Raw genomic sequence first — 15785 nt, 5'->3', positions numbered from 1 at the left:
TGCTCGACGAGCTGCTCGAGACGATCCTTGCGGAGGACGGCGCGGTCCTGGTGTTCACGCAGTACGTCGCCATGGCGCGGCTCCTTGAGCGGCACCTCACGGCGCGCGGGATCGGCGCGCAACTCCTGCACGGCGGCACCCCGGTCCCGCGGCGGCAGGAGATGGTCGACCGGTTCCAGGCGGGCGAGGTCCCGGTGTTCCTGCTGTCGTTGAAGGCGGCAGGCACCGGCTTGAACCTGACGCGGGCCGAGCATGTCGTGCACTACGACCGGTGGTGGAACCCGGCGGTCGAGGACCAGGCGACCGACCGCGCGTACCGGATCGGACAGACCCGGCCGGTGCAGGTCCACCGGTTGATTGCCGAGGGCACCATTGAGGACCGGATCGCCGGCATGCTCGCCGCGAAACGCGAACTGGCCGATGCCGTGCTGTCCGGTGGCGAAGCAGCTCTGACCGAGCTCTCCGACGCCGAGCTGGCCGACCTCGTCGAGCTGCGCGGAGGTCTGCGATGAGCGGCGCGCAGGGGTTCCCGGCGTTTTCCAGGCAGCGACGGAGCACGCGCGGGCGGTCGTGGTGGGCGCGAGCGTGGGTGCAGGCGATGGAGGACACGTCACTCGACAACGGCCAGCTCCGCAAGGGCCGCCAGTACGCGAACTCGGGGCAGGTCGGCACGATCACGATCAGCCCGGGGCGGATCGCGGCGACGGTGTACGCGCCTGAGGACACGTACGAGTCCGTCGTACGGGTCGACGAGCTGACCGACGACGACTGGCGGCGGTTCCGTGAGCAGGTCGCGGCGCGGGCCGGGCACATCGCGGCGTTGCTGGACGGCGAGATGCCGCACAAGCTGGTCGAGGCCGCGTCCGACGCGGGGGTTGTGCTGCTGCCGGGGATCGGGGATCTCGATCCGAGTTGCACGTGCGACGCGTGGGAGCTGCCGTGCCAGCACGCGGCGGCGCTCTGTTATCAGGTCGCGTGGCTGCTGGACGACGACCCGTTCGTCCTGTTGCTGCTCCGCGGCCGCGATCGCGAAAGCCTGCTCGACGAGCTGCAGACGTCGGCGATCCCTCCGGACGCCGACCCCGCGAGCCTCCCCGGCTCCGCCGGCCTCCCCGGCTCTGCTGCCCGTCCCGGCGCCGCCGGCCTCACCGGCTCCGCTGCCCGTCCCGGCGCCGCCGGCCTCACCGGCTCCGCTGCCCGTGCCGGCTCCGCTGGCCTGTCCGGCTCCGCTGCTCGCCCCGGGGTGGCTGTCGCCGACGTCTTCGCCGGCGTACCGGCTGCTCTCCCCGAGCCGCCGGAGCTGCCGGCGAAGGTCAGCGTCGACCAGCTTGCCGTGGCAGGTATCGAACCTCCCGACGGCTTCGGGCCTGCCACACTCCAGCTCCTGGTGCTCGACGCGGCCCGCCGCGCGCGCTCGGTGCTGAACGCGCTCCTTCACAACACCGCCGTCCCGGACACCCTCGACGAATGGCAGGACACGGTCCGCCTAGCCGCCGACTTTCCCGAGTTGGCCAACTTCCCCGAGTCGGCCGCCGTCCCCGAGTCGGCCGGCTCCCGCGCGTCGGCCGGCTTCCCCGAGTCGGCCGCCGTCCCCGAGTCGGCCGGCTCCCGCGCGTCGGCCGGCTTCCCCGAGCTGGCCAACTCCCTCGAGCCGGCGGTCCTCCCCGGGGCGGGCGGCGAAACCCTTGCCCTAGGCATCCAAGCCTGGCGGTACGGCGGGGCGCCCGGGCTCGACGTACTCGAACACACCTGGACGCCCGACGCAGCAGTACTGAACCGCGCCCGCACCGAACTGCTCGCCACCGACGACGACCTGACCGTCAGTACGTCGGCGAACCGGTTGACGCTCGGCGCCGACGTCCAACTCAGGCTCGACCGGCACGGGCGCTGGCACCCGTACCGCCTAGTCGAGGGCACCTGGACACCCGCCGGCCCACCGTCGAAGGACCCACTCGTCCTCGAGTGGTAACCGCGGTGGAGGCGCCCCGGTCCATCCGGTCCGGGCCCGCAGGGCGTCGGAAGCCCGGCGAGCATGGCGAGCCCGGCGGCTGTGGCGAGCCCGGCGGCTGTGGGAGCCTGGCGGGCGTGGGGAGCCCGGCAGCTGTGGCGAGCCCCGCGGCCGTGGGGCTGGCGGGCGTGGGGAGCCGGGGACCCGAGTCGTCAGGACTGGGTGATGGGGCGCATGGCGAGGCCTTCGGTGGCGGTCCAGTCGGTTACGCGCTGGCCGTCGTCGGCCTCGAAGGAGGTGACGGGCATCTTCACCTTCACCGGCTTCTCGGGCTCGGTCTCGCCACCGGGGCTGCCGAGGCCGACGGTGATGGACTTCACGGTGTAGGTGTCCATCTTGCCGCCGGTCGCGAGCACACCGGCGTACGCCTTCTCGCCGGGAGCGAGCGCGAGTGCCTCGTCGACACCGCCCGCCTTCACCGGTGCGGGGCGCTTCGCATCGCCCAGCGTCACGACGGGATAGCTCTGGACGGCGCATTTCTTCGAGCTCTTGTTAGTAGCCACGAGCATCAGGTGCCGGACCGGCTCGCCCGGTGCGTCATAGTTCGTGACAGTAAAGGTCAGGTCCGCCATCACGCACAGGTCGACGCTGGGGTCGCCCGTCGGCTTGGTCGACGTCGTCGCGCTCGGCTTCGAGGTGGTACGGCCCGCGGAGGCGCTCGCGGAAGCAGTCGTGCCCGACGACGGAGTCGCGCCGGACGACGGCGTCGCACTCGGCGTTGTACTCGCCGAAGTACTCCCACCGGAAGGCTTGCTCCCATCCGACGCATCGGCCGAGCCGCACGCGCCGGCCGTCAGCAGCGCCGCGGTGACACCTGCTCCAAGTACGTACGTTCTCCAGCTGCCAGGACCTTTGCGGTTCCCCCGGGCAACAACGTTCATGGCAATTCCCCTTGTCAAAAGCCGCATTGGAAACTCGCATGATTGACGTCCCGCACTCGGCTAAAGTTGGACCGACTTCGGAAGAGGAGGTGAGTTTGATGACCGCGCGATCCCGCGCTGCGGCACGTACCGCGGCGCCGTCGGCCGTTCAACTCATCCCGTTCTCCGGAAGGAACCTCCGTTGTCCTGGAACACTCGTGTCGAGACTCCGTCCGACGTCGAACCCCTTCGCTCACTGACCCGCGACGCCTTCGGGCGCCAGTACGAGGTCGACTTCCTCGACGCCCACCGGGCCGATCCGAACGCCTGGCTCCCCGGGCTGATGTTCGTTGCCACCGGCCCCGATGATCGTCCGGTCGGCTACGCGTTGCTGACCCGCTGTCATGTCGGTGACGTACCGATCCTGTCGCTCGGCCCGGTCGCCGTACTGCCGGCGTACCAACGGCAAGGCGCGGGTGGTGCGGCCGTTCGGGCGGCTCTGGCTGCGGCGCGTGGGCGCACCGAACCCGTCGCGGTCGTACTCGGGCACGACACGTACTACCCGCGTTTCGGATTCCGGCAGGCCACCGGGTTCGGCATCCATCACCCGCAGTACGACGGGCCGCACCTGATGGCGCTCGCCCTCGGCAACGACCCCGTACCGACCGGCACTCTGACGTATCCGGTCGACATCTGACCCAGGAACCTGATCGGAGCTGGCGCGGCGCCGGCTCTGGTCGGGTGTTCACCGATCGAGCCGGCCGACCGTAACGCCGGCCTCTCGGTGGCCACCTGCTGGACTATCCGTACGGGAATCCCGCGTGATCGGGGAAGGTGGACATCAGGTGGTCTGCCACCTGATGACGGGACCGGACCGGACGTACGGACAACAGAGGGAGTGGCCCAATGACCTTCACCACCCGGCCGACGCTGCGCGGCACGTTCGGGATGGTCTCGTCCACGCACTGGCTGGCATCGCAATCCGCGATGCGGATCCTCGAACTGGGCGGGAACGCGTTCGACGCGGGCGCCGCGGCCGGGTTCGTGCTGCATGTCGTCGAGCCGCACCTCAACGGTCCGGGCGGTGAGGTACCGGCGATCGTCGCAACCGCCGAGGACCCGGCGCCGCGCGTGCTCTGCGGGCAGGGCGTCGCACCGGCCGGGGCCACGATCGAGTACTACCGGTCGCTCGGGCTGACACTGGTACCCGGATCCGGTCCGCTCGCGGCGACGGTTCCCGGCGCTGTCGACGCCTGGTTGTTGCTGCTCCGGGATCACGGGACGCTGCCGCTCAGCGTCGTTCTCGAGCCGGCCATCGAGTACGCGCGGAACGGGCATCCGCTGGTGCCGCGGGTCGCCGACACGATCGCGACGGTGCAGGGGTTGTTCGAGGAGCACTGGCCCACCTCGGCTGCACTGTGGCTGCAGAACGGGCGGCCGGTATCGGGACGGTTCCGGAACGAGACGTACGCCGGAACGCTCGAGCGGCTCGTCCGCGAGGCAGGTGAGGGCGATCGCCAGGAGCAGATCGAGCGGGCGCGGCGGACCTGGCGGGAGGGGTTCGTCGCCGAGGCGATCGACGGATTCTCGAAGTTGCCGCACCGGGACTCGAGCGGTGCGGATCATGGTGGGCTGATCACGGGATCCGACCTGGCGGCGTTCGAGGCGAGCTGGGAGGAAGCGGCGACGTACGACTGGAACGGGTACACGGTCGCGAAGACCGGGGCTTGGGGCCAGGGGCCAGGGTTGTTGCAGTCGCTTGCGGTGCTCGCGGCGCTGGGCGAGGTGGATCTCGACAGCGCCGAGGGTGTGCATGCGACGGTCGAGGTGATGAAGCTGTCGTATGCGGACCGGGAGGCGTGGTCCGGCGACGGGGCGGACGTACCGCTGGCGACGTTGCTGTCCCCGGCGTACGCGGCCGAGCGGGCGAAGCTGGTCGGGGCGGAGGCGTCGCTGGATCTGCGTCCGGGGTCGCCGGACGGCCGTTCGCCGGTTCTCCCATCGATTGCCACCGGCAACGAAACTGGTGATGCGACGACCGGTGAGCCGGCGGTGTCCGCTGTCGGTGAGACGCGCGGCGACACGTGTCATGTCGACGTCGTGGACCGCTGGGGGAACATGATCTCGGCGACGCCGAGCGGCGGGTGGCTGCAGTCTTCCCCGACGATTCCGGAGCTCGGGTTCTGTCTTGGCAGCCGGGCGCAGATGTTCTGGCTCGAGGAGGGTCTGCCCGCTTCGCTGGCACCGGGCAGGCGCCCGCGGACCACCCTCACGCCTACGCTGGTCCTCCGCGACGGCGAGCCGGTGATGGCATGCGGTTCACCGGGCGGCGACCAGCAGGATCAATGGCAACTGCTGTTCCTGCTGCGCCACCTCGGCGCTGGCCTGGATCTCCAAGAGGCGATCGACGCCCCCGCCTGGCACACAACCAGCTTCCCGTCCTCCTTCTACCCCCGCGCGACCGAGCCTGGCGGACTGGTGATCGAGAGCCGAGTCGGCCGCACGATCCGCGACGACCTGGTGCGACGCGGCCACGTCGTCACCGAGTCGGACCCGTGGAGCCTCGGCCGCCTGTGCGCGGTACGCCGAGAGCCCGACGGAGTCCTCGCAGCCGCCGCCAACCCCCGCGGCATGCAGGGCTACGCCGTCGGCCGTTGACCCGATTCGGATCGACCGGCAGGCGGAGATGATCCGGCACCGGGTTATGTTGACGGCTTGAGCATCAGACTGATTCCGCTGACGGATCCCGACGTCCGCCCGTTCAGCCGGCGCATCGCCTGGCTCGCGACCCGGCCCGACGGTACGCCGGTCGGCTCCGCGTTCCTGCGCCTGGACGGCCGCCGTACGCACGCGCACCTGGCCGATTTCGAGCTGAACGTGCACCCGGCGGAACGTCGCCAGGGCACCGGCACGACCCTGCTCGGCGCAGTCGCGGCCGGTGCGCAGGATCACGACGTACGGACACTGATCGCGGACGTCGACGCCGGCTCGGCGGGTGACGGGTTCCTCCACCACCACGGGTTCGAGATCGGGCTGACGTTGATCTATGCGCGGCTCGACCTGGCCCGGCCGACGCTCGACGTGCCGGCGGTTGCCGGGTATCGGCTGGTGTCGTGGGACGGCGTCGTACCGGACGAGCTGTTGCAGACGTTCACCGACGCGCGCGCCGGAATGGCGGACGCACCGTCCGGCACGATCGCGACCCCCGTCGACGTATGGGACAACGAGCGGAGCCGGTACGCCGCGCAGGTGATCGAGGAGCGCGGCGAGCACCTTTCCGTCGTCGCGGCGCTCGACCACACCGGGCGGATGGCCGGCTTCACCGAGGTCGTCGTACCGGGTGACGGGAAGGGCGACGGCCAGCTGTACGGGACCGCCGTACTCCCCGAGCACCGCGGCCGCGGTCTCGCGCTGTGGATGAAGGCCGCCCAGATCAACCAGCTCCGCCACCGCTTCCCCGACCTGGACGGCCTCGTCACCGACACCGTCGACACGAACGCCGCCATGCGCCGCACCAACGACCGCCTCGGCTACCGACCCCACCGCCGGGTCCACCGCCGCAAGCTGGACCTGTAGGACTACTGGCCGAGGATCTTCTGCACGGCCGCCGTCGTAATCGGGTGGTAGCCGGGGCGGGCCTTGGCGAAGACCTCGGCGGCGAAGGCCCGGTCCGTACCGGCCAGGGCCTGGTAGACCGGGAGGACCAGTTTCATCCGGCCCACCCTCGTCAGGAACTCCGCCATTTCGGCGTACGCCGCCTCATAGCTGCTCGCGGCAACGATCTGGTACCAGCGGCGGGCGATCTCGCCGTTGGCCGTACCGGTCAGGCCGAACGCGCGGTCCAGCTGATGCAGCAGCAGCGGGCTCAGTACGTCGGGAGCCGCGTCGAGGAACCGCAGCCACTCCTGAGTGGTCCACTGCCCCGCCCCGTGCGGCAACTCCCCCGTCGTCAGCCAGTTGGCCCGCGCCTCGTCCACGACCGCGAACCGCGCCGACGCCGCCCGCTCCGCGAACGCGGGGATCCCCGGCTCGTACAACCAGGCGGCCAGCTCGTCCGGCGTCACCACCTCCGGATGCGACGCGAGCAGATGCTCCCGCAGATGCCCGACGAAGTCGTCGGTGTTGATGCTGCGGAACGCGAACCGGTCGAAGTACCCGCGCAGGAACGGATCGAACACCTCGCGGGTGAACCGCGCCTCCAGCCAGGACAGGAACCACGACCCCTTCAACGGCCCGGTCGACGTCGTCCCGTGGTACTCGGAGCGGTGGTGCAGCCCGGGCAGCTCGACCGCGAGCTCGTCCGGCGTCAGCGGGTCCAGCTTCACCACGGTCGCGTGCTGCTTGATCGCGGTCTCCATCACCGCGAACTCGGTCCCGTACACCGCCTCGACGATCCGGTTCTCGACGTACGACGTGAAGCCTTCGTTCAGCCAGATGTCGTCCCAGCTGTCCTGCGTGACCAGGTTGCCGGACCAGCTGTGCGCGAGCTCGTGCGCGATCACGCTGACCAGCGACTTGTCGCCGATCACCACGGTCGGCGTCGCGAACGTCATCCGCGGATTCTCCATCCCGCCGTACGGGAACGACGGCGGCAGCACGAGAAGGTCGTACCGGCCCCAGCGGTACGGGCCGAAGAGCTCCTCGGTGACCCGCATCATCTCCTCGGTGTCGGCGAACTCGGTCGCGGCCTTCCGTACCGTGGCCGGCTCGGCCCACACCCCGGAACGCTCGCCGAGCGGCTCGAACACCAGGTCGCCGGCCGCGATCGCCAGCAGGTACGACGGGATCGGCTCGGGCATCACCACGTCGTACGAGCCCGTACGACGCGACGTCGTCCCGTTGTCGGCGCTCATCAGCACCATCAGCTCCGGCGGCGCGGTCACGTGGGCGGCGTAGCTGAACCGGACGCCCGGGGTGTCCTGCACCGGGACCCAGCTGCGGGCGTGGATCGCCTGCGACTGGCTGAACATGAACGGCATCACGCCACCGGCGGTCATCGCCGGCTCCAGCCACTGCAGACCGGTCGCGGTCGGCGCGGTCCGGTACTCGACCCTCACCCGCGGATGGCTCGCCGTCGAGATCGCCAGCGCGGAGCCCAGCTCCGGATCGGCCCCGGCGAGGCTGTACTCCAGCGGCTCCCACCCGTCGGCGGTCTCCCCCTCGACGCCCACCACGGTGAGGTCGCGGGTGTCGAGCACCAGCCGGTCGCCGTCGCCGGCGGCTGTCCAGGCGAGCGTGTGCGTCGCGCTGCCGGCCAGGACCTTCTGGTCGAAATCGAGCGCGAGGTCGAGCTCGAGGTGGGTCGTCCGAACCAGGGCAGGTTCGGCGTAGGAGTGGCGATCGTGCGTCAAGGGATGCTCCCCGAGTGAGGCGTCCGGGGAACAGTACCCACGTCCCGGCCGGATCGGACGGCCAATCTGAGCCACCCGCACCACCGTGCCAAAACCCCGCTTCGGTCCTGACTTGGCACACTAGGGCCATGACCATCCAGCGGACGATCCACGGCGCCCAGGGGGATCCGGAGCTGGTGCTCAGGCGGCGGCCGTTCGGATCCTGGCTGCTCGGGCCGGCCGACCAGAGTACGCGGCGGCTGCGGATCCGGCTGCAGATCCTGATGACCACGTTCTCGATCGGTACCAACCTGGTCGGCGCGCTGATCGTGTTCGCGCTGGCGGTTTTCGTACTGCCCGGTCCGTCGCTGGTCGATCAGCTACAACTGGTCGACGCGGTCGTGATTCCGGCGTACTTCCTGGTCGCGATGACGATCGGCTGCATCTGGAGCAGGCGGCTGACGCGGCGGGTGACCCGCTGGATCGAGCTCGGCCGGCCGGCCACCCGGAAGGAGCAGATCGCCACGCTGCAGTTGCCGCTGCGGCTGACCCTCATCGAGGTGCTGCTGTGGCTGGTCGCGGCCGTGTTCTTCACCGTGATGACAGTGGTCCTGCAGCCGGAGAACGCGTTGCGCGTCGCGATGACGGTGATCGACGGCGCGATCGTCACGTGTTCGGTGTCGTACCTGCTGACCGAGTTCGCACTGCGGCCCGTCGCGGCCCGCGCGCTGGTCGACTCGCCGCCTCCGCGGCGGCTGCTCGCGGCCGGTCTCAAGGCGCGGACGCTGTTCTTCTGGGCGGTCGGATCGGGCGTACCGGTGGCAGGCCTGATGCTCGCCGCCGTCCTCGCGCTGATCGAGGGGGACGTCACCTCGACCCGGTTGTCGGTGGTGATCCTTGCCCTGGGCATCGTGGCGCTCGGCAACGGCTGCCTGCTCACCTGGTTGTCGGCCCGGTCCGTGGTCGCGCCGGTGCGGTCGGTACGGGACGCGCTCAGCCTGATCGGCGAGGGGCGGCTCGACGTGGGCATCCCAGTGTTCGACGGTACCGAACTGGGGTCGTTGCAGGCCGGGTTCAACCGGATGGCCGACGGGCTGCGGGAGCGCGAGCGGATCCGGGACGTGTTCGGGCGGTACGTCGGACCGGGTGTCGTGCGGGAGGCGCTGACCAGCGACCGGCTCGGCGGCGAGGAGCGGTTCGCGGCGGTGCTGTTCGTCGACTTGGTCGGTTCGACCGAGCTCGCGGCGCAGCGGCCGCCGACCGAGGTGGTGCAGCTGCTCAACCGGTTCTTCGCGATCGTGGTCGCCGAGGTGGACCGGCAGGGCGGGTTCGTGAACAAGTTCGCCGGCGACGCGGTGCTCGCGATCTTCGGCGCGCCGGCCGAGCTCGAGGATCCGGCGGGCAGTGCGCTGGCGGCTGGGCGGGCGCTGGCCCGGCGGCTGGCCGAGGAGTTGCCGGAAGCAACTGCAGGTCTCGGGGTCACCGCGGGCGTCGTCGTGGCCGGGACGGTGGGCGACGTACGGCGGCACGAGTACACCGTGATCGGGGACCCGGTGAACGAGGCGGCGCGGCTCAGCGAGCTCGCGAAGACGGCGCCCGGGCGGTTGATCGCGTCGATGACCGCGGTGGAGAAGGCCGCTGTGGCAGAGTCGGACCAGTGGCAGCAGAGCGAGCTGGTCACGGTGCGGGGACGGTCGGTTCCGACCCGGCTCGCGGTCCCTCAGTGATCAATTGATGGAGTAGTGCAGCGCCGTACAGCATCGCCTTGGTCTGGCGGTCGTGGGCGGCCCGGCGTTCGGCGATCGCGTTCCGCAGCGCGTCCGTGCTGCCGGTACGACGTAGTCCGTCGAGGACGGGCTTGATCTGGTCGAAGTAGTACCGGCCTTGGCGAAGCATGTGGATGATGCGTGCGTCGCGGACCTGCTCGGGGCCGTACCGGCGGTACTTCGTACCGGGTTCACGCGTCGGCGCGAGCAGTCCGGCGGCCTCCCAGACGCGGAGCGCCGACGGGCGGATGCCCAGGCGGTGCGCCAACTCCCCCACCAGCAAGGTCGGACCGGTCTCGGGCTGCTCGTCGACGTACTCGGCGGCCAGCGCGGCGAGGGCGTCGCTGGCCGCGTCGGTTGCGCGCCGCTGCTCGTGGAGGGCTGCGTGGGCCGCGTCGACGAGCCGGTACGCGAGCGCCTCGTCGCCGCCGTGGACGGCGCGCATGATCGCCGTCGCCGTTTCCGCGCCGAAGCCCGGCGCGAGTGCGCGGTAGGTCAGCAGGGCCTGGACATGTTCCGGACCGTACTGGCGGTAGCCCGTGTCCGAACGCGGCGCGGGCGGCAGGATGCCGTCGGCCTCGTAGTTGCGGACGAGCTGCGTCGAGACACCGGCGCCGCGCGCCAGGTCGACCGGGCGCAGCCCCTTACCGGCCACCGGCGACGTCAACCGTCGAGCCGGTCATGTACGACGAACGCTCCGAGGCCAGGAACGCGATCACTTCCGCGACCTCCTCCGCCTTCCCCGGACGGCCCAGCGGTGGTGTCGTACCGATCCGGTCGAGCCGGCCGGGCTCGTGGATGTCGGTCTCGATCAGCCCCGGCCGGACGCCGAGCACGCGGATGCCTTCCTTGGCGACCTCGTTGCCCAGGCCGACCGTCAACGCGTCGACGGCTGCCTTGCTCGCCGCGTAGTCGACGTACTCCCCGGCGGACCCGAGCACCGCCGCGCGCGAGGACACGTTGACGATCACGCCACCGTTCCCGCCGTGCGCCGTCGACATCCGCCGTACCGCGGCGCCGGCGACGAGGAACGCGCTGATCGAGTTGATCCGGAACACCCGGTCGAGCCGCTCGGCGTCGTACTCCGCGACCCGCCCCGACGGCGAGACGACGCCCGCGTTGTTGATCACGGCACCGATCGGGCCGAGCTCGGCGGTCACCGTGTCGAACAGCCGCTCGATCTGGTCCGCCTCGGTCACATCGGCCTGTACGGCGATCGCGCGCCGCCCGAGCTCCTCGCATGCCTTCACGACCCGCGCGGCTTCGTCGGCCTGCGTCCGGTAGTTCACGCCGACGTTCCAGCCGTCGGCCGCCAGCGCGACCGCGGCGGCCGCCCCGATCCCGCGACTGCCTCCGGTGACAAGCACAACCCGACTCATGCGGGCCAGTCTGTCACGCGGGCGGCCGGACGATCTGGAGCTGGGTCTCGGTGTCCGCGAAGCCCACCGACCGGTAGATCCGGATCGCCAGGTACTCCGGATCCGCCACCATCACCAGCGTCCGCGCGTGGGTCAGCCCGTACGTCGACGCGTGGTGGACGAGCGTCCCGGCCAGACCCCGGCCACGATCCTCTGGCGAGGTCTGCACGTTCTGGAACCGGGCCCGGCCGTTGCCGTCGAACATCAGCCCGAGCGAACTCTGCAGCCGGTCCCCGTCGAAGGCACCGAACCACTTGCCGTGCCCAGAGTCGACCTCGTCCCGCCTGGTGGCGAGCTTGCGCCGGGTGAACTCCTTGTAGTCGTCGTCGACCGTCAGCTCCGCGCACGCCAGGGTCTGCTCGTACAGCTGCTCCCAGTCGTCGTCGCTGGTCAGGAACCGGTACGTCGCCTGCTCGTTCGGGTGCGGCGGCGGGACGACCCGCTCTGCGGTCATCACCACGTTGTGCTCGATCTCGAACCCGGCGGCGGCCAGCTCGTCCGCGGCACCCGGGTCGCCGTCGGTGCTGTCGATGCCGAAGGCAACATGTTTCGCCGCCGGGAACTCGCGGCGGAAGTCGTCCGTCCGGAGCTCGGTGTCGTCAGGCGCGAACGGCGTTCGGTAGAGCAGGAAGTTGCCCCACCAGAAGCCGGGGTTCCCCGGGGTCCGGACGACGACGTACTCGCCGGTGTCGCGGAACTCGCTGCCGCCCAGCTCGAGCAGCAACAGGTCGGTCCGGAAGCCGAGGCTCGTGATCTCCACCCAGCCATCCTCACCTGTCCGTCAATCGGGTTTGACATGCAGCCAATCGGCTGCCTATTGTGGTCATGCAGCTGAAAGGCTGCCTTTAAGGATCGGGAGTGCGATGGACGACGAGGTGTTCCGGGCGCTGGCGGATCCGAGCCGGCGCCGGCTGCTCGACCTGCTGAACGCGCGGAACGGGCAGACCCTGCGGGAGCTGTGCGCCGAACTGGACATGGCGCGGCAGTCCGTCAGCAAACACCTCGCCGTGCTCGAGAACGCGAACCTGATCACCACCGTGTGGCGCGGGCGGGAGAAGTTGCACCACCTGAACGCCGAGCCGATCAACGCGATCGCGGACCGGTGGATCCATCAGTACGAGCGGCGGCGGGTCCAACTGCTCGCCGACCTCAAGACCTCCTTGGAGGAGACGACTGTGAACGACTTCGTGTACACCACTTACATCCGGACCACGTCCGAGCGGCTCTGGCAGGGGCTGACCGACCCGGCCTTCACGAAGGAGTACTGGGGCCTGTACCACGAGACCGACTGGGAGGCCGGTTCCCCGATGGTCTGGCACCAGGGCGACGTGGAGATCGCCGGGCCGGGCCAGGTCGTGGTCGAGCACACGCCGTACACCCGGCTGTCGTACGCCTGGCACCACATCACGCCGGAGTTCGCGAAGGACGTCGGGCTCGACCAGACGACGTACGAGCGGGCCGCTCAGGAGCCGTTGTCGACGGCAACGTTCGAACTCGAGCCGGTCGAGGACCAGGTCAAGCTGACCGTGATCCACAGCGGGTTCGAGCCGGGCAGCACGATCCGGACCATGATCCAGGACGGTTGGCCGCGGCTGCTCTCCGACCTGAAATCCTTGCTGGAGACCAAAGTCCCCGCCTAGGGGGTCGCACCACCTTCGAAGCGTGACGACCTAAGGACGCTTGTGGATGACCAGCGGGAGGACGGCTCGCGCGCCGGATTCGCGGAGTTTGGCCGCGGCGACTGTGACCGGCCATTGGGATGATGTCGCATCCACCAGCAGGAGAACCGTGCGCTCGGTGACAGCTTGGGCGGTGCTGCTGTCGACGACGATGCCGTCTCGCCAGACCTTGGCCTCCTCGGCCGAGGAGAGGTCGTCGGTGTAGCCGGTACGGTCGACCGACAGCTCGGCGCGGTCCAGGCGGCCGACGCCGGCCACGTGATCGGCGACGGCCGACGTCAGGTCCGGGTGCCCGCCGGCGGCGAGTGGGACGACGACGTCGGGACGGGCCGACCAGGACCCGCGCCAGCGTGAGAGGGCGGCGACTGCGCCCGCCTTCAACGCCTCGACGGCGTCATGGACCGGCGTACCGTTGAATGCTCCGGCGAGGACCTCGCGCCACTCGGGAGCGTCCGCGTACACGACGATGCGGCCCGGCTCGGCGGACAACCCGGCGGGGATCTTCCCGCGCGGACCGAACGCCCCGCCCGGCCACATCTTCCGCGGCTCCAGGACGTGGACTTCGCCGCGCAGCAGCCGGGTGATCGTGCCGACCGTCTCCGGATCGGGCCGCGCCACCAGCGGCTCCGGCAACTCCCCCAGGCAGACCGAGCAGCGCCCGCACCGTTCCGCGGACGGATCGTCCAGCGACTCCTGCAGCAGTTGCATCAGGCAACGTTCGCCGCGGGTGTACGCGCGCATGATGTCCGCCTCGCGCCGCCGTACCGACACGATGCCGTCGTAGTGCGCCGCGTCGAACGTCCACTCGGCGCCCGTCCGCAGCCACCCGCGCTCGACCCGCTCGACAGCCCCGTCCACCGCGAGCTGCTTCAGCATCAACTCGACCCGCGTCCGCCGCAGCCCGGTCTCCGCCTCCAGCGCGGGCACCGACGCCGGCTCGTCCGGCCCGTAACCGTCGAGCGCACGCAGCAACCGCTGCACGTTCTCCGGCACCGGGATCGTCGCCGTCGCGAAGTAGTCCCACACGCCGGAGTCCGCGTCAGACGGCAGCAACGCCACCACCGCGTGGTCGATCCCACGCCCGGCCCGCCCGACCTGCTGGTAGTACGACACCGGCGACGGCGGCGACCCGACGTGCACCACGAACCCGAGGTCCGGCTTGTCGTACCCCATCCCGAGCGCCGAGGTCGCGATCAAGGCCTTGAGCCGGTTGTCCCGCAGCGCGTCCTCGAGGCTCTCCCGCTCCCCCGCCTCCAACTGCCCGGTGTACGCCGCGACCGGCACGTCCCGCCCGTGCACCTCCTGCACCAGCGCGGCCAGCCGCTGCGCGTCCGCGACAGTCAGCGCGTACACGATCCCCGACCCCGGAAGCCGCGGCAGTACGTCGACCACCCAGGCGAACCGGTCCAGCGGCGACAGCGCGTCCACCACCGCCAGCTGCAGACTCGACCGCGCCAACGGACCACGCAGCACCAGCGTCGACGCGCCGAGCTGCTTCGCGACATCCTCCGTCACCCGCGAGTTGGCGGTCGCCGTCGTCGCGAGCACCGGGGTGTCCGGGTTGAGCTTCTGCAGTACGTCGGACACGCGCCGGTAGTCCGGCCGGAAGTCGTGGCCCCAGTCCGACACCGCGTGCGCCTCGTCGATCACGAGCAGGCCGATGTTCCCCGCGAGCCCGTCCAGCACGCGTCGCCCGAATCCGGGGTTGGCGAGCCGCTCCGGTGAGACCAGCAGCACGTCGACCGCACCGGACCGCAGATCGTGCTCGATACTCGACCAGGCCTCGATGTTGTTCGAGTTCAAGGTCGCGGCCCGCAGCCCCGCGCGGTTGGCGGCCGCCACCTGGTCACGCATCAACGACAGCAGCGGCGAGACCACCAGCGTCGGACCGAACCCCTCGGCCCGGCGGATCGCCGTGGCCGCCCAGTACACCGCGGACTTGCCCCAGCCCGTCGCCTGCACGACGAGCACCCGCGCCGCCGCCTCGCACAGCGCCGCGACCGCGGTCTCCTGATCCGGCCGCAACCGCGCGTCGTCGCCCGCGATCGCACGGATCACGTCCCCCGCGACTTTCGCCCGGGCATCGGTCAGCGTCACCATCGAGGTCACCATCGAGTCGGTCTCACTCATGCCCAAGACCCTAGACGCCGCCACCCCCAACGCGCTCGCCGCGACCACGCACCTGTGGATAACCCTCTCGTGCCGGGGTCAGGCGCACTTGCCGGGGTGACAGGGTTCGCCGGTCGTGGCGACCAGGCGGCGCGGGCCGGCGCCGACGGCAGCGAGGGTGTCCTGCGGGTTGGCGAGAGCGCAGCGGTCCAGGGACAGGCAGCCGCAGCCGACGCAGTCCTTGAAGTCGTCGCGGAGTTGCTCGAGGTGGACGATCCGGCGGTCGAGCTCGGCCTGCCAGCACTCCGAGATCCGCTCCCAGTCGGCGCGGTTCGGCGTCCGGTTCTCCGGCAGCAGCTTGAGGATCGCGGCGACCTCGGCGAGCGGGATGCCGACCCGTTGGGCGATCCGGATCAGCGCCACCCGCCGCAACGTGTCGCGCTTGTACCGGCGCTGGTTACCGGACGTACGGCGGCTCAGGATCAGCCCCTGCCGCTCGTAGAAGTGCAGGGCCGAGATCGCGACGCCACTGCGCTGCGACAGCTGCCCGACCGTCAACTCACCCGGCTCGATGTCCATCGCCCTGTCCCTCCAACCTCAACTTAGATCGAGGCT

At 70.6% G+C, this 15785-nt stretch carries 14 protein-coding genes; 7 read left to right on the top strand and 7 right to left on the bottom strand.

The window, feature by feature from the left end:
- The first annotated feature begins 50 nt into the window (after positions 1-50).
- Together ACZ5BU_RS09065 and ACZ5BU_RS09060 are read left to right on the top strand one after the other, a co-directional pair.
- Positions 51-512: a DEAD/DEAH box helicase gene (locus ACZ5BU_RS09065; protein ID WP_465696924.1), complete on the top strand. Its 462-nt coding sequence runs from the start codon at positions 51-53 to the stop codon at positions 510-512.
- An 86-nt stretch (positions 513-598) separates the two neighbouring features.
- Positions 599-1969, top strand: a complete 1371-nt coding sequence (locus ACZ5BU_RS09060; RefSeq protein ID WP_465696922.1) for an SWIM zinc finger family protein — start codon at positions 599-601, stop codon at positions 1967-1969.
- 191 nt (positions 1970-2160) lie between these two features.
- Here ACZ5BU_RS09060 and ACZ5BU_RS09055 read toward each other — a convergent pair whose 3' ends face one another.
- Positions 2161-2889 carry a DUF4232 domain-containing protein gene (locus ACZ5BU_RS09055; RefSeq protein WP_465696920.1) on the bottom strand — a complete coding sequence of 243 codons (729 nt, stop codon included), beginning with the start codon at positions 2887-2889 and terminating at the stop codon, positions 2161-2163.
- A gap of 181 nt (positions 2890-3070) precedes the next feature.
- On the opposite strand from ACZ5BU_RS09055, the gene ACZ5BU_RS09050 reads away from it, so the two are divergent.
- The 3 genes from ACZ5BU_RS09050 (at position 3071) to ACZ5BU_RS09040 (ending at position 6444) form a co-directional block, all read left to right on the top strand.
- A complete protein-coding gene (locus ACZ5BU_RS09050; protein WP_465696918.1) occupies positions 3071-3565 on the top strand; it encodes a GNAT family N-acetyltransferase in 495 nt (164 codons plus the stop codon).
- Between the two features lie 209 nt (positions 3566-3774).
- Positions 3775-5526, top strand: coding sequence for a gamma-glutamyltransferase family protein (locus tag ACZ5BU_RS09045; RefSeq protein ID WP_465696916.1), 1752 nt, complete (start codon positions 3775-3777; stop codon positions 5524-5526).
- 57 nt (positions 5527-5583) lie between these two features.
- Complete coding sequence (locus tag ACZ5BU_RS09040) at positions 5584-6444, top strand: GNAT family N-acetyltransferase (protein ID WP_465696915.1); 861 nt, start codon at positions 5584-5586, stop codon at positions 6442-6444.
- A gap of 2 nt (positions 6445-6446) precedes the next feature.
- On the opposite strand, the gene ACZ5BU_RS09035 is transcribed toward ACZ5BU_RS09040, so the two are convergent.
- Positions 6447-8219: a M1 family metallopeptidase gene (locus ACZ5BU_RS09035; protein ID WP_465696913.1), complete on the bottom strand. Its 1773-nt coding sequence runs from the start codon at positions 8217-8219 to the stop codon at positions 6447-6449.
- Positions 8220-8347: 128 nt separating this feature from the next.
- On the opposite strand from ACZ5BU_RS09035, the gene ACZ5BU_RS09030 reads away from it, so the two are divergent.
- Positions 8348-9925, top strand: a complete 1578-nt coding sequence (locus ACZ5BU_RS09030) for an adenylate/guanylate cyclase domain-containing protein (RefSeq protein WP_465696911.1) — start codon at positions 8348-8350, stop codon at positions 9923-9925.
- Here ACZ5BU_RS09030 and ACZ5BU_RS09025 read toward each other — a convergent pair.
- From ACZ5BU_RS09025 to ACZ5BU_RS09015, 3 genes are read right to left on the bottom strand one after another with little or no spacing between them, the layout of a single operon-like run.
- Positions 9876-10619, bottom strand: coding sequence for a TioE family transcriptional regulator (locus ACZ5BU_RS09025; RefSeq protein ID WP_465696909.1), 744 nt, complete (start codon positions 10617-10619; stop codon positions 9876-9878). The genes ACZ5BU_RS09030 and ACZ5BU_RS09025 overlap by 50 nt on opposite strands.
- Positions 10609-11343, bottom strand: coding sequence for an SDR family oxidoreductase (locus ACZ5BU_RS09020; RefSeq protein ID WP_465696907.1), 735 nt, complete (start codon positions 11341-11343; stop codon positions 10609-10611). The genes ACZ5BU_RS09025 and ACZ5BU_RS09020 overlap by 11 nt, the downstream gene beginning before the upstream one ends.
- A gap of 13 nt (positions 11344-11356) precedes the next feature.
- A complete protein-coding gene (locus tag ACZ5BU_RS09015; protein WP_465696905.1) occupies positions 11357-12142 on the bottom strand; it encodes a GNAT family N-acetyltransferase in 786 nt (261 codons plus the stop codon).
- Between the two features lie 103 nt (positions 12143-12245).
- On the opposite strand from ACZ5BU_RS09015, the gene ACZ5BU_RS09010 reads away from it, so the two are divergent.
- Positions 12246-13022: an ArsR/SmtB family transcription factor gene (locus ACZ5BU_RS09010; protein WP_465696903.1), complete on the top strand. Its 777-nt coding sequence runs from the start codon at positions 12246-12248 to the stop codon at positions 13020-13022.
- Positions 13023-13052: 30 nt separating this feature from the next.
- Here the strand turns inward: ACZ5BU_RS09010 and ACZ5BU_RS09005 are convergent, their stop codons facing one another.
- A complete protein-coding gene (locus ACZ5BU_RS09005; protein ID WP_465696901.1) occupies positions 13053-15191 on the bottom strand; it encodes a RecQ family ATP-dependent DNA helicase in 2139 nt (712 codons plus the stop codon).
- 78 nt (positions 15192-15269) lie between these two features.
- Positions 15270-15749 carry a redox-sensitive transcriptional activator SoxR gene (gene soxR, locus ACZ5BU_RS09000; RefSeq protein WP_465696899.1) on the bottom strand — a complete coding sequence of 160 codons (480 nt, stop codon included), beginning with the start codon at positions 15747-15749 and terminating at the stop codon, positions 15270-15272.
- Positions 15750-15785 lie beyond the last annotated feature (36 nt).

The organism is Kribbella sp. NPDC031520, from assembly GCF_055580825.1.
Note: the sequence above shows the minus strand (reverse complement) of the source record. Positions and strands in the feature narration are given on the sequence as shown.